Annotated in this window: 13 protein-coding genes and 1 tRNA gene; 2 read left to right on the plus strand and 12 right to left on the minus strand. The window is 71.4% G+C overall.

Annotated elements, in window-relative coordinates:
• Positions 1 to 59 precede the first annotated feature (59 nt).
• Genes tatA through AB0P29_RS10470 form a run of 6 tightly spaced genes read right to left on the minus strand, consistent with a single transcriptional unit; the run spans position 60 to position 5030 of the window.
• Positions 60 to 314, minus strand: coding sequence for a Sec-independent protein translocase subunit TatA (gene tatA / locus AB0P29_RS10445; protein ID WP_217531510.1), 255 nt, complete (start codon positions 312 to 314; stop codon positions 60 to 62).
• Between the two features lie 56 nt (positions 315 to 370).
• On the minus strand, positions 371 to 1330 hold the full coding sequence (locus AB0P29_RS10450; RefSeq protein ID WP_363379690.1) for a WYL domain-containing protein: 960 nt from the start codon (positions 1328 to 1330) through the stop codon (positions 371 to 373).
• A complete protein-coding gene (locus AB0P29_RS10455; RefSeq protein WP_363379691.1) occupies positions 1327 to 2325 on the minus strand; it encodes a WYL domain-containing protein in 999 nt (332 codons plus the stop codon). The genes AB0P29_RS10450 and AB0P29_RS10455 overlap by 4 nt, the downstream gene beginning before the upstream one ends.
• A 44-nt stretch (positions 2326 to 2369) precedes the next feature.
• Positions 2370 to 3335, minus strand: coding sequence for an FKBP-type peptidyl-prolyl cis-trans isomerase (locus AB0P29_RS10460; protein ID WP_363379693.1), 966 nt, complete (start codon positions 3333 to 3335; stop codon positions 2370 to 2372).
• Between the two features lie 4 nt (positions 3336 to 3339).
• On the minus strand, positions 3340 to 4353 hold the full coding sequence (locus AB0P29_RS10465; protein WP_253034909.1) for a tRNA (adenine-N1)-methyltransferase: 1014 nt from the start codon (positions 4351 to 4353) through the stop codon (positions 3340 to 3342).
• Complete coding sequence (locus tag AB0P29_RS10470; protein ID WP_064002246.1) at positions 4350 to 5030, minus strand: HAD family phosphatase; 681 nt, start codon at positions 5028 to 5030, stop codon at positions 4350 to 4352. Before AB0P29_RS10470 ends, AB0P29_RS10465 begins: the two co-directional genes overlap by 4 nt.
• Positions 5031 to 5108: 78 nt before the next feature.
• Between AB0P29_RS10470 and AB0P29_RS10475 the strand changes: the two genes are divergently transcribed.
• Positions 5109 to 5972 (plus strand): PAC2 family protein, encoded by an 864-nt coding sequence (locus tag AB0P29_RS10475; protein WP_253034911.1) that lies wholly within the window; start codon positions 5109 to 5111, stop codon positions 5970 to 5972.
• Positions 5973 to 5978: 6 nt separating this feature from the next.
• On the opposite strand, the gene AB0P29_RS10480 is transcribed toward AB0P29_RS10475, so the two are convergent.
• The 5 genes from AB0P29_RS10480 to AB0P29_RS10500 form a co-directional block, all read right to left on the minus strand.
• On the minus strand, positions 5979 to 6812 hold the full coding sequence (locus AB0P29_RS10480; RefSeq protein ID WP_363379694.1) for an undecaprenyl-diphosphate phosphatase: 834 nt from the start codon (positions 6810 to 6812) through the stop codon (positions 5979 to 5981).
• Positions 6813 to 6822: 10 nt separating this feature from the next.
• Positions 6823 to 8121 (minus strand): M20/M25/M40 family metallo-hydrolase, encoded by a 1299-nt coding sequence (locus tag AB0P29_RS10485; protein ID WP_363379695.1) that lies wholly within the window; start codon positions 8119 to 8121, stop codon positions 6823 to 6825.
• 86 nt (positions 8122 to 8207) lie between these two features.
• A tRNA-Leu gene (locus AB0P29_RS10490) sits at positions 8208 to 8292 on the minus strand.
• 92 nt (positions 8293 to 8384) lie between these two features.
• Positions 8385 to 9488 (minus strand): VIT1/CCC1 family protein, encoded by a 1104-nt coding sequence (locus AB0P29_RS10495; protein ID WP_363379696.1) that lies wholly within the window; start codon positions 9486 to 9488, stop codon positions 8385 to 8387.
• 80 nt (positions 9489 to 9568) lie between these two features.
• On the minus strand, positions 9569 to 11410 hold the full coding sequence (locus AB0P29_RS10500; protein ID WP_363379833.1) for a DEAD/DEAH box helicase: 1842 nt from the start codon (positions 11408 to 11410) through the stop codon (positions 9569 to 9571).
• A 98-nt stretch (positions 11411 to 11508) separates the two neighbouring features.
• On the opposite strand from AB0P29_RS10500, the gene AB0P29_RS10505 reads away from it, so the two are divergent.
• Positions 11509 to 12351: an SGNH/GDSL hydrolase family protein gene (locus AB0P29_RS10505; RefSeq protein WP_363379697.1), complete on the plus strand. Its 843-nt coding sequence runs from the start codon at positions 11509 to 11511 to the stop codon at positions 12349 to 12351.
• Positions 12352 to 12357: 6 nt separating this feature from the next.
• On the opposite strand, the gene AB0P29_RS10510 is transcribed toward AB0P29_RS10505, so the two are convergent.
• Positions 12358 to 13149 (minus strand): TrmH family RNA methyltransferase, encoded by a 792-nt coding sequence (locus AB0P29_RS10510; protein ID WP_363379699.1) that lies wholly within the window; start codon positions 13147 to 13149, stop codon positions 12358 to 12360.
• Positions 13150 to 13179: the final 30 nt, after the last annotated feature.

Below are 13179 nucleotides of genomic sequence, written 5' to 3' on the forward strand. Positions count from 1 at the left end.
GCTTGTCCCGGTAAGGGGCGTCGTCTCGCGCGGCGTCCCGTTCGGTGGTCGTCACTGAATCAGGATGCGGGGCCCTGCGGTGGACCCTGCGCGGGCGGCGGCGTCAGCGGGGTGACCGAGGACGGCGCCGGAGGAGCCTGGTGGTTCGGCGTCTCAGCCGGCCCGTCCTCCTCCTTCATCGCCTTCATCTCGCCCTTGAAGACACGCGCCGACTGACCGACGCTCTTCGCCAGCGCCGGCAGTTTGGCCGCACCGAACAGAAGAAGGATCACCGCCAAGACGATGAGAAGATGCCAGCCCTGCAGACCGCCCATGAAAGCTCCTCGGGGTTGAAGTCGTTCCAGTCTAACCGCCCGGAAGCGGCCGGTCCTCAGGTGTACTGCGCGAGCCCCGCCTCGGCCCACGCCCGCGCCGCTTCCCGCGCGGTGTCGGGCGAGACGACCTCGACGTCGCCCCCGAGACGCGCGGCCAGTCGCTTCAGGCTGCGCTCGTCACCGACCCGCAGACGGACCGACCGGACATCGCCCTTGCCCCGCACGACGGCGCGCGCCGCGAACTCGCCGAGCAGCGGAACGACGTCCTTGCGGCAGCGGAGCTCGACGATCACATCGGACTCGGTCGGTTCGAACAGGCCCGGCAGCGGGTCCGCGCCGTGCGTGCTCGGGATGTCGGTGAGGACGACCTCGGAGACCCGGTCGAGGTGGAACGTGCGCACGGCCTGCCGCAGGTGGCACCAGCCCTGCAGGTACCACTGGCCGTCGGCGATGTGGACCTTGACGGGGTCGACCGTGCGGGTGGTCACCGGCGCATCCGGAGCCCGGTACTCGAACGAGACGGCGACGCCCTGCTGGACGGCCGCCGCGACCGTGGTGCGGACGTCGTCGACGACGGGGGTGGCGACGATCACCTCAGCCGGAGCACTCGACGCGCCGGCGGCGAGCTTGGCGAGGAGCCCCTGGACGACGCCGCTGTCCCCCACTCCCGGAAGGCTCGCCGCGAGCTGCAGGCCCGCCAGCAGGGCGGCCGCCTCGCGGGCGGTCAGCCGCGGCGTGCGCTCGAGCCCGACGGCGTTCGTGATCGAGATGGTGTCCTGCTCGTCGAGCAGATCCCAGTCGATGTCGAAGAGGTCGTTCGCCATCTGCCAGAAGCCGCCGTCGCCCGGCAGGCCGATGACGGTCAGCTTCTCGACCATCGAGCGCATCTCGTCGGGCGCGACATCGAAGTCCCGTGCGGCGTCCTCGACGGTGACCTCGCCCTTCGAGATCAGGTACGGCACGAGCTGAAGGATCAGGGAGGCGCGGTCGGTCGCGACCAACGGTTGCGCGCTCATCCGGCGGCCTCCGCGTGCAGGTCGCGGGCGCGGCGGAGGCGCGCGACGACGAGGTCGGCCAGCTCGACCGGCTCGATCACCCGGACCTCGGGCCCGTACGACGCGAGCTCGTCGGCGAAGATCTGCGCGTCGACGTAGGGCACCCGGCATCCGGTGTCGTCGGCGGCGACCGCGCGACGGTTCAAGCGCACCGCGGCCTCGGTCCCCGGCTCGACCTGGACGAGCGCGCGCTGACGACGGGCGACCGCCTCGAGCCCGGCGATCGCCTTGTCGCCCGCGCCCTCGCGCAGCGAGAGATCGAACGAGGTCCGGGTGACGACGACGTCCGAGGAGATGCGGGTCAGCAGGAAGGTGCGCTCGGCGTCCTGCAGCAGATCGAAGCCGTACACGTGCCACCGACCCTCGTACTCGACGAGCGCCCACGGCTGCACACGGCGGCGGTGCGCGGCATCCGATCCGCCCTTGACGTAGTCGAACTCGACGACCCGCCCCTGCTCGATCGCGCGCTGCAGCGGTGAGAAGGACGGCTCGCGCAGGCTGATGCGCGGGGCGTAGCCGATGATGGGGGCGTCGACCTCGATGCCGAGCGCCTGGATCTTGCGCAGACCGCTGCGCGCCGACGCCGACATGGAGCTCTCGCCCCAGACGCCGCTGGCCAGGTTGAGCACCGCGATCTCGGCCGGGGTGAAGTCGATGTCGACCGGCAGGGAGTACTCGGCCGTCGGGATCCGGTACCGCGCCTCGCGGAGGTCGTCGGGGTCGGCGTAGTCACCGATCGTCTCGATCGGAACGCCGAGCGAGCGCAGGCTGTCCTTGTCGCGTTCGAACATCTTCTCGAGCGCGTCCTTCGACGCACCCGCCGCCCCTTGCTCGCGGTAGCCCGAGACGGACGCGAGGATCGTGTCCTTCGTCAGCCCTTGCTCCGTCGCGAGCAACGCGACGACGAGGTTGACGAGCCGTTCCTCGGGCGCGCTGCGGATCGGATCGGTGGGCACACGGCAATCCTAGGCGCGGGACCGGTCGCCGGCCCCGCGCGGGCTCACTGTGTCGCCGTGGTGGCGTCGTCGCTCGTGTCGATCCCGAGGATGTCGATCACGAAGACGAGCGTCGAGTTCGCGGGGACGGAACCCGAGGCCGTGTCGCCGTAGGCCTGGTCGGGAGGGATGACCGCGAGCACCTGCGACCCCACGGTCTGACCCTCCAGCGCCTTCTGGAAGCCGGGGACGACGCTGTCCAGCGACAGCGTCGCCGGGGAGCCCTTCTCCCACGTGGAATCGAACACCTCTCCGGTGTTCCAGAGCACACCGGTGTAGTTGACGCGCGGCGTCGAGTCGGCGGTGAGCTTCTCGCCGTCGCCCTTCTTGAGCGTCTTGATGATCAGGTCCTTCGGCGCGACCGCGTCGGGGACGATGATGCCCGGGGTGCCGTCGGGGGCGAGGACGACGGTGGGGATGTTGCTGCCGTCGACGTACTGCGGCACGCCGTTCGCCGCCGGGAGGAAGACCGTGTTCACGTCGATGACGACCACGGCCGCCTGCTCCTCGCTCAGGCCGATCTGGCTCACGAGGTCGGGGTTCAGGTCCTTCGCCGGGATGGCCGAGACGATCCGCGAGCCCGGGCGGGCGCAGTCGAGGATCTTCTCGATCGTCGGGAACGTCTGCTCGAGGACGCTCACCTGGACGAGGCGGGTGGGCGCGGACAGTACCGTCTGACCTGTCGCGCCGTCGAGGAGCGTGATCCCCAGCTGGACGTCCTGCTCGCTCGTCGTGATCGGGGTGCCCGAGCCGGTCGCGATGTCGGTGAACGAGGTCTTCGTGACGTAGACCGGGTCGGTGGTGGTGGCCGCCGGTGCCGCCTCGGCATCCGTCACATCGACGAGGTCGAGGGACGAGGCGGGCGCGGTGACGCGCTCGCAGCCGGCGTCTGCCGGACCGGTGGGGGCGCACCCGACGAGGGCCAGGGCGGTCAGGCCGAGCACGGCCACGGCAGCGGGGATCTGACGCATTGGATCAGTCTACGGTCTCGCCGGAGCGGTCCTCGGCAGCCTGCCGGGCGCCCTCGACGGCGCGCTGGGCGTCGCGCACCCGCTTGCGGAGGTTCTTGTCCGTGATCTCGCGGTCGCCCACGGCGCCGGGGGTCCATGCCTCGACGTCCTCGTCGGCGTACGACGGCTTCTTCAGCGCGCGCTTGCGCACATCGGGCGGCATCGCACCGGGGGCCAGGCGACGGGCGGTGAGGAGGAACCCGGTGTGCGCGACCATGCGGTGGTCCGGACGCACGGCGAGACCCTCGACGTGCCACCCCCGCACCATCGTCTCGGTCGCCTCGGGCTCGGTGAACAGGCCCGAATGCCGGATGTACTCGGCAACCCGGCTGAGCTGGGTCGCCGTCGCGATGTAGCAGAGCACGACGCCGCCCGGGGTGAGCGCCTCGGCCACGACGTCGATGCACTCCCACGGCGCCAGCATGTCGAGCACGACGCGGTCGACGCTCCCCGGCTCGGTCGCCTGCGGCAGTTGCTCGGCGAGGTCGCCGACGACCACCCGCCACGAGTCGGGGTAGTGCCCGAGGAAGGTTTCGACGTTGGCCTCGGCGACCTCGGAGAACTCCTCGCGGCGCTCGAACGACAGCAGGCGACCGGAGGGCCCGATCGCGCGGAGCAGCCACAGCGACAGCGCGCCCGAGCCGACGCCGGCCTCGACGACGGTCGCCCCGGGGAAGATGTCGGCGGAGGCGAGGATCTGCGCGGCATCCTTCGGGTAGACGATCGCCGCGCCCCGCGGCATCGACATGACGAAGTCGCGCAGCAGCGGACGGAGCGCCAGGTACTCGTGGCCGCCGCTGTTCACGACGACCGAGCCGTCGGGCTGACCGATGATCGCCTCGTGGCGCAGCACGCCGTGGTGCGTGTGGAGCTCGCCGCCCTCCCGCAGGGTGACGGTGTGCATGCGCCCCTTGGGTCCGGTGAGCTGGACGCGGTCACCCAACCGGAACGGGCCGCTCGGCCGCAGGTCGGCGCTCACGCGTCCACCTCCTGGCGCACGCGGGCGAGCACGTCGGCGACGTCGGCGACGGTCCGGCCGTCGAGCGTGGGCCACAACTCGTGCGCCCCCACCCCGTCGAGCGGGACCATGTGCGGGATGCCGACCGTCACCGTGCCCGCGGCGATGGCGGAGGCGGTGCCGGTGAGCGAATCCTCGAAGGCGACCGTGTCGGCGGGATCCACCCCGAGCGCGGCACAGGCCTGCAGGTACGGAGCAGGATGCGGCTTGGCGTGGGTGACGTCATCGCCGCCGATGACGAGATCGAACGCGTCGAAGTCGATGAGCTCGGTGATGACCCTCGCCATACGACTCATGGACATGGTGACGAGGGCCGTCGGCACGCCCTGCTCGCGGAGCTCGCGGAGCAGCTCCCGAGCACCGGGACGGAAGGGCACGCCGTCCTCGCGCAGGCGGCGCATGACCTCGTCGGTCAGGTGGGCGACGATCTCGTCGACCTCGAGGCGCACACCGGCGCCCTGCAGGACGCGCGCCGCGTCCTCGAGGCCCATGCCCACCATGGCGAGACCGTCCTCGTGCGTCCAGGTGCCGCCGAAGCGCTCGACGAGCGGGGTCTCGGCGGCCATCCAATACGGCTCGGTGTCGACGAGGGTGCCGTCCATGTCCCAGAGGACCGCGGCGGGAAGGGGGGAAGTCACCGGTCAATGCTATGCGAGGGCTTCCGCCCGCCCGGTGGCGGGCGGCGTATCGTGGGGGTACCGACAGAGAGGACGTCCGTGCAGGGACTGGGACAGCGGGTGCTCGTGATCGCCGTCGACGGCTGGAACGACGCCGGAGAGGCCGCCACCGCCGCGGTCGCACAGCTGCGCTCGTCCGGGACGTTCGAGAGGGCGTTCGGCGTCGACCCGGAGCTGTACTTCGACTACCAGTACACGCGTCCGCAGATGCAGATGGATGCCGACGGTGCCCGTCGCCTGGTCTGGCCCGACGCCACCCTCTGGCGCCCCGTGACGCCGCGCGAGGACGGCCCCGACCTCTGGCTGCTGACGGGGACGGAGCCGGCCCGCGCCTGGCAGGCGTTCGCGGCGGAGTTCGTCGACGCCGCCCTGCGCGAGGACATCACCGGCATCGTGGCCCTCGGATCGATGATGAGCGACGTCCCGCACACCCGCCCGATCTCGGTGTTCGCAGGATCCGAGAACGAGGAGTTGCGCTCGGCTCTCGGGCTCGAGCGCTCGACCTACGAAGGTCCGGTCGGCATCCTGTCGGCGCTCGCCGCAGCCGGCGAGGCCGCCGGCATCCCCTCGGCCGGTCTGTGGGCGAGCATCCCCCACTACGTCGGCGGACACACGCCGTCGCCCAAGGCCACCCTCGCGCTCCTCGACAAGCTCGAGGAGATCACCGGCGCGACCATCACGCGCGGCACGTTGCCGGCGGACGCGCTCGCGTGGGAGGCGTCGATCGACGCCGCCGCGGCCGACGACGAGGAGATGACGGAGTACATCCGCCAGCTCGAGACGACCCGTGACGCATGGGACTCCCCCGAGGCGTCGGGCGACGCCATCGCGCAGGAGTTCGAGCGCTACCTGCGCCGCCGCGGCGACGGGCCGCGCGGGCCGAAGGACGACCCGCGCCGCTGAGCGGGCTCAGTAGGCCTGCAGCACCCCGGTGGCGAGCAGGATCAGCAGGACGACGCCCAGCACGACCCGGTAGAGGACGAACGGCAGGAAGCTGCCGCGCTTGAGGTATCGCATGAGGTAGGCGATGACCGCGAGACCCACGCCGAACGAGACGACCGTCGCGACCGCGGTCTCACCCAGGGTGAACGGCGACTGCCCGGGCTCGCGGATCGCCTGCAGCAGCTCGTAGAGGCCGCTGCCGAACACGGCCGGCACCGCCAGCAGGAACGCGACCTCCGCCGCGGCCGGACGGGTGTACCCGAGCGCCAGGCCGGCGGTCGTCGTGGCACCCGAGCGCGAGACGCCGGGGATGAGGGCGAGCGCCTGGGCGAAGCCGAGGGTCAGTCCGTGACCCATCGTCAGGTCCTTCTCGGTGCGGTCGCGCTTCCCGAGGGCGTCAGCGACACCGAGGATCAGGCCGAACACGATGAGGACGATCGCGACGAGCCAGAGGTTGCGGAACGTCTCGCGGATCACGTCCTGGAAGAGGAAGCCGAGCACGCCGATCGGGATCGTGCCGATGATGACGATCCACCCCATCCGCGCGTCCGGGTCGTTGCGCGGGACACGCCCCGTGAGGGACTTCGCCCACGCGACGATGATGCGCACGATGCGGGTCCAGAAGTACACGAGGACGGCGAGCTCGGTGCCGATCTGCGTGATGGCGGTGAACGTCGCACCCGGGTCCTCGGCCGAGGGCAGGAACTCCCCCACGATGCGCAGGTGCGCACTCGAGGAGATCGGGAGGAACTCGGTCAGACCCTGGACGATGCCCAGGATGATGGCCTCGAGGATCGACATGCGGGGCCTTTCAGTACGAGCGGATCAGATCGGTGAGCACACGCTGCCCGAACACCAGCGCGTCGATCGGGACACGCTCGTCGACACCGTGGAACATCCCCGTGAAATCGAGATCGGCGGGCAGTCGCAGCGGTGCGAACCCGAACCCGGCGATGCCGAGCTCGGCGAGGGCCTTGTTGTCGGTCCCTCCCCCCATAAGGTACGGGATGACCGGTACGCCCGGATCGTGCCTGCCCAAGGCGCCGACCATCGCGTCGACAAGGTCCCCGGCGAACGGCACCTCGAGTCCGATGTCGCGGTGCACGACCTCGATGCGGATGTCGTCGCCGACGATCCGCTGCACCTGTGCGAGCACCTCGTCCTCGCGCCCGGGGAGGGTGCGGATGTCGATCGCGGCGATCGCGGCATCCGGGATCACGTTGTGCTTGTAACCGGCGGTGAGACCGGTCGGGTTCGTGGTCGTCCGGAAGGTGGAGCGCAGGAACGCGGATGCCGCGCCCGCCGTGTCGGCGACGGTGTCGGGGTCGTCGGCCAGGGTGCCCGACAGCTCGGCGAGCGAGCCCACGAGCTGGCGCGTCGTCGAGGTGAGTTCGATCGGCCATCCCGTCCGGCCGAGAGCGGCGACGGCCTCGGCGAGGCGCGTGACGGCGTTGTCGGGGTGGTGACGGCTGCCGTGCCCGGCGAGGCCGGTCGCGTGCAGCCGGATCCAGACGAGCGCCTTCTCGCCGACCTGCAGCAGGTACGCGCGTTCGTTGCCGACGGCGATCGAGTATCCGCCGACCTCGCTGATCGCCTCGGATGCGCCGGCGAGCCACTCGGCCCGGTCCCGGACCACCAACTGGGAGCCTTCGACGCCGCCGTTCTCCTCGTCGGCGAAGAAGGTCAGGATCAGGTCGCGCTCGGGCTGCTCCCCCGCCCGCAGGAGGTCGCCGACCGAGGTGAGGATCATGGCGTCCATGTCCTTCATGTCGACGGCGCCGCGACCCCACAGCATCCCGTCCTTGACGACACCTTCGAAGGGGTCGACGCTCCAGTCCTCGGCCACGGCGGGGACGACGTCGAGGTGGCCGTGGAGGACGAGAGCGGGCTTGTCGGGGTTTCGCCCCGGCACCCGCGCGGTGACGTTCGTGCGGCGCGGGATCGGCTCGTAGAACTCCGGGGTGAGGCCGAGAGACTCGAGGTACGCGCCGACGTACTCGGCGGCCTCCCGTTCGCCGTTCGCGCGCCCTTCGCCGTAGTTCGTCGTGTCGAACCGGATCAGGTCGCGCGCGACGCGGGCGACCTCGGGCAGATCGTCGGGAGCGGACATGCCGCCCACGCTACCCGGTCGGCAGGACGGCGCCGGGGAGGCCGGAAACGAGAAATGGGCCCCTTTCGGGACCCATTTCGACTCTGTGCGCGAGGGGGGACTTGAACCCCCACGCCCTATTCGGGCACTAGCACCTCAAGCTAGCGCGTCTACCTATTCCGCCACCCGCGCAGAGTTTTCTCCCGTCGTTTCCTCGGGGATTTCGGTTTCGCAACCGAGGATCGACAGTAGCACGTTCTGACCGCTCCCGATAATCGGGGCGACTACGCCGCGGAGACGCCGAAGAGCAGACCCAGCAGGTAGGTGATCGCCGCCGCACCGAAGCCGATAGCGAGCTGGCGGAGGCCGCGGCGCAGGGGCGGGGCGCCCGAGAGCAGCCCGACGGTGGCGCCGGTGAGCAGCAGCGCGAGTCCGACCAGCGCGAGGGCGAGGACGACGGCGGAGAGCCCCGAGAGGCCGAAGATCCACGGCAGGACCGGGATGACGGCGCCCGACGCGAAGAACGCGAAGCTGGATGCCGCGGCGCCGAACGCCGAGCCGACGGATTCGAGGTCGGCGGGCGGCTCCGCGGCGCGCCGGTAGGGCACGGCGCGGTCGCTCGCCTGGGCGGTCGCGATGACCTTCCGTGCCCGGGCCAGCGCGTCGTCCTCGTCGAGCCCGCGCGTCCGGTACACCAGGGCGAGTTCGTTGGCGTCCAGGTCGAGGTCGGGCAGGACGTGATCGGTGTCGTTGTTGGGATGCGTCGCCTCGATCAGTTCGCGCTGCGACCGGACCGAGACGAACTCGCCGGCCGCCATCGAAAGGGCGCCCGCGAGGAGGCCCGCGATGCCGCTGAAGAGCACGAACTGCGGCGCGACCCCGGTCGCGCCGATGCCCATGACGAGGGCGAGGTTGGACACCAGTCCGTCGTTGGCCCCGAAGACGGCGGCGCGGAAGGTGCCCGACAGGCGCATCCGACCGCGCGCGGCCAGGCCGCGCACGACCTCGCCGTGGATCTTCTCGTCGGCTCGCATGGCGGGGGTGGCGTGCGGGTCGTCGTCGTACGGGGAGCGGTTCTCGGCGTTCTGCGCGAGCGCGAGGACGAAGATCGAGCCGAAGCGGCGCGCCATCGCGGCCAGCATCCGTGTGCGCACCGACGCCCTCGGCAGCCGCTGCGGCTCGCCTCCCAGCAGTTCCAGCCAGTGCGCTTCGTGGCGCCCCTCCGCGTCGGCGAGCGCCGTGAGGATGTCGCGCTCCTCCCCGGACTTCCGTGCGGCGAGTTCGCGGTACACGCGGGCCTCGGCGCGTTCGTCGGCGAGATAGGAGGCCCAGCGTCGCCGATCCCCCGGGGTGGCGTCGGGAAGGGGGGTCGTGTTCGTCGTGCTCATGTCCCCTTCACGGTAGCCACCACGGCCGGCCGGGACTGCGCCGAAGCCGGAACTGCCAGCATTTCGGGGATCCGAAGGGGTCAGGAGTGCACGCGCCGTCGGAGGACGTCGATGCGCGCCTGCAGCTGCGCGACGGTCGCTCGCGCGACCTCGGGTCCCCCGCACACGCGACGCAGTTCGGCGTGCACGGCGCCATGGGGTTCGCCGCTCTGCCGCGCGTAGAGCCCGACGAGGCTGTTGAGCAGCTGTCGCTGCTCACGGAGGGTACGGTGCAACGCCGGCGGCAGGGTGTTCTCCGGCTCGCCCGTCGCCTCGCCGTGCGCCTTCTCCCGTGCTTCGCGGGCGTGACGGTGGCGCGACTGCCGCGACTGCCGCTGCATGAGGAGTTCGTGCACGTGCTCGGGCTCCAGCAGGCCCGGGATGCCGAGGAACTCCTCCTCCTCGAGTGTGCCCGGGACGGCCAGCTGCCCGAACTCCTTGCCGTCGTAAAGCACCCGGTCGAAGTGCGCGGTCGAGCCGAGAGCCTGGTAGCTGCCCTCCTCGAGCAGCGAGTCCGACGCCTTGTCCTCGCGCTCGGCCTCCTCCAGGAGCGAGTCTTCGAGACCGTCGTCGTCCGATTCCTCGCGGTCGAGGGCGTGGTCGCGCTCGCGTTCCATCTCGTTCGCGAGGGCGAGCAGCTGCGGCACGTTGGGGAGGAAGACGGATGCCGCTTCGCCGCGGCGCCGGGCCCGCACGAAGCGTCCGATGGCCTGAGCGAAGAAGAGCGGGGTCGAGGCGCTCGTCGCGTAGACGCCGACGGCGAGACGGGGGACGTCGACCCCCTCCGACACCATCCGCACCGCGACCATCCACCGCGTCGTGGACTGCGAGAAGGTCTCGATCCGCCCCGACGCGGCCTTGTCGTCGGAGAGGACGACCGTCGTCGGCTCCCCCGTGATGTCGCGGAGGATCGCGGCGTACGCACGGGCGGCCGTCTGGTCGGTCGCGATGACGAGGCCCCCGGCATCCGGGACGTCCTGGCGGACCTCGCTCAATCGGCGGTCCGCAGAGCGCAGCACGGCGGAGATCCACTCGCCCTCGGGGTTCAGCGCCGTCCGCCACGCCTGCGCGTTGATGTCCTTCGTGTTGTCCTGACCGAGGTGCGCCTCGTACTCGTCACCGGCCTTGGTGCGCCACTTCATCTGGCCCGCGTACACGTGGAAGAGCACCGGACGGACGACGCCGTCGGCGAGCGCACGGCCGTAGCCGTAGTTGTAGTCGGTCCGCGAGATGCGGATGCCCTTGTCGTTCGGGTGGTACTCGACGAACGGGATCGGCGCCGTGTCGCTGCGGAACGGCGTGCCCGACAGCAGCAGCCGTCGGGTCGCCCGCCCGTAGGCCTCGCGCAGCGCGTCGCCCCAGCTGAGGGCGTCGCCGCCGTGGTGGACCTCGTCGAGGATGACGAGAGCGCGCGAGTCGAGGACGAGACGCTCGTGCACGGCGGCCTTCACCGCGACCTGCGCGTAGGTGACGGCGACGCCGTGGTAGTGCCGCGCCGGCGAGTAGTGCTTGTTGCTGAACCGCGGGTCGAGCCGGATCGAGACGCGGGCCGCGGCATCCGCCCACTGCGTCTTCAGGTGCTCGGTCGGTGCCACCACGATGATGCGGTCGATCACCCCGCGTCGCAGCAGCTCGCTCGCGAGCCGGAGCGCGAAGGTCGTCTTGCCGGCGCCGGGGGTGGCGGCGGCGAGGAAGTCGCGGGGTCCCCGTCCGATGCCGTCGGGCCCCTCGGCCTCGAAGTACTGCTCGAGGGCCTCGGCCTGCCAGGCACGCAGGTTCTGGGCCGTTCCCCACGGGGCACGCTGCGGGAATGCGGGCGAGAGGTGCTCGGCGGCGAAACTCCCGAAGTGGGGCTCCTGCGAAGCCGCCCCCTCTTCGTTCATCGTCTCGCTCGTCACGTCGATCCACCCTAATCGTCCGGTCCGACACCGGGCGCCCCGGGTCGCCGCGCACGGACGGGTAGCCTCGAGGCGGAGGTGCCATGCGCGACATCGACCCCGGGCCCGAAGAGAACCGTTCGCCCTACGTCCCCAACTCGACCGCCCACCCGTGGCGACGGATGGTGTCGATCGGTGACTCGTTCACCGAGGGGATCGGCGACCCCTACCCCGACCGCCCGGGTGAGCACCGCGGCTGGGCCGACCGCGTCGCTGCCGTGCTCTCGTCCCAGGTGGAGGACTTCGCCTACGCGAACCTCGCGATCCGCGGCAAACTCATCCGCCAGATCGTGGACGGGCAGGTCGAACCCGCGCTCGCGCTGAAGCCCGACCTCATCACGCTCTCCGCCGGCGGCAACGACGTCATCCGCCCGCAGGGTGATCCGGATGCGGTCGCCGAACTCTTCGAGGACGCCGTCGCCCGGTTGTCGTCGCAGGGCGCGACGCTGCTCGTGTTCACGGCCGTCGACACCGGCTTCACCCCGGTCTTCCGCGGCATCCGCGGGCGCGTGGCGATCTACAACGAGAACATCCGCGCCATCGCGGACCGGTACGACTGCATCGTCGCCGATCAGTGGGCGCTGAAGTCGGTGCAGGACATGCGCTTCTTCGACGACGACCGGTTGCACTACAACGCGCTCGGGCACCACGAGGTCGCACGGATGGTGCTGCGCGCCCTGAACGTGCCGAATGACCTGCAGCCGATGGCTCCCGAGGCGCTGCCGCCCACCACCTGGCGCGCCGCGCGCGCGAACGACCTCGTGTGGGCGCGGGAGCACTTCGTGCCCTGGGTCCTGCGGCGCCTGCGGCACCAGTCCTCGGGCGACAACGTCACCGCCAAGCGCCCCGAAGCGCTGCCGTTCTCGACCGACGCACCGCAGGGCTGATCCGACTCAGCGCAACGCCCAGAGCGCGACCGCGGCGGCCGACGCGACGTTGAGGGAGTCGACCCCGCCCGCCATCGGGATCGTGACGATCGTGTCGGCGGCGGCGAGGGCGGCGGCCGAGAGCCCCTCGCCCTCCGACCCCATGAGCACGGCGAGCCGCTCCGGTCGCGCGGCGGCGAACGCGTCCAGTGGCACCGCCTCCTCGGCGAGCGCGAGAGCCGCCAGATGGATGCCGGCGGCCGCGAACAGCGGCGACGCGGCATGCCATTCCGGCAACCGCGTCCACGGCACCTGGAAGACGGTGCCCATGCTCACCCGCACGCTCCGGCGATACAGCGGATCGCCGCAGCGCGGACTGACGAGCACGGCGTCCGCGCCGAGGGCGGCGGCGGCGCGGAACGCGGCCCCCACGTTCGTGTGGTCGACGATGTCCTCGAGGACCACGACCGTGCGCGCACCCTCGAGGAGCGCGGCGGGATCCGGGAGGGCGGGGCGATGCATGGCGGCGAGCGCACCCCGGTGGACGGCGAAGCCCGTGACCTGCTCGGCGACGGTGTCCGGCACGACGTAGACGGGGGCGTCGCCGGCGAGCGGGAGCGCGTCGTCGAGCCACTTCTCCTGCACGAGCAGGGAGCGGGGACGGTGCCCCGCCGCGACCGCACGGGAGATGACCTTCGCCGATTCGGCGATGTAGAGGCCCCCGGCGGGTTCGGCGACGCGCCGCAGCGCCGTGTCGGTGAGGTCGCGGTAGTCCGACAGGCGCGGATCGGCGGGATCGTCGATCCGGGTCGTCGTCATACGCCCATGCTGTCACGGGCGCCGCGACGT

Source organism: Microbacterium sp. NPDC080220 (genome assembly GCF_040686395.1).
GTDB lineage: Bacteria > Actinomycetota > Actinomycetes > Actinomycetales > Microbacteriaceae > Microbacterium > Microbacterium gawkjiense.

Coding starts and splice junctions, on each gene's coding strand:
- tatA (WP_217531510.1), bottom strand. CDS start 314: ATGGGCGGTCTGCAGGGCTGGCATCTTCTCATCGTCTTGGCGGTGATC.
- AB0P29_RS10450 (WP_363379690.1), bottom strand. CDS start 1,330: ATGAGCGCGCAACCGTTGGTCGCGACCGACCGCGCCTCCCTGATCCTT.
- AB0P29_RS10460 (WP_363379693.1), bottom strand. CDS start 3,335: ATGCGTCAGATCCCCGCTGCCGTGGCCGTGCTCGGCCTGACCGCCCTG.
- AB0P29_RS10480 (WP_363379694.1), bottom strand. CDS start 6,812: ATGTCGATCCTCGAGGCCATCATCCTGGGCATCGTCCAGGGTCTGACC.
- AB0P29_RS10485 (WP_363379695.1), bottom strand. CDS start 8,121: ATGTCCGCTCCCGACGATCTGCCCGAGGTCGCCCGCGTCGCGCGCGAC.
- AB0P29_RS10495 (WP_363379696.1), bottom strand. CDS start 9,488: ATGAGCACGACGAACACGACCCCCCTTCCCGACGCCACCCCGGGGGAT.
- AB0P29_RS10500 (WP_363379833.1), bottom strand. CDS start 11,410: ATGAACGAAGAGGGGGCGGCTTCGCAGGAGCCCCACTTCGGGAGTTTC.
- AB0P29_RS10505 (WP_363379697.1), top strand. CDS start 11,509: ATGCGCGACATCGACCCCGGGCCCGAAGAGAACCGTTCGCCCTACGTC.
- AB0P29_RS10510 (WP_363379699.1), bottom strand. CDS start 13,149: ATGACGACGACCCGGATCGACGATCCCGCCGATCCGCGCCTGTCGGAC.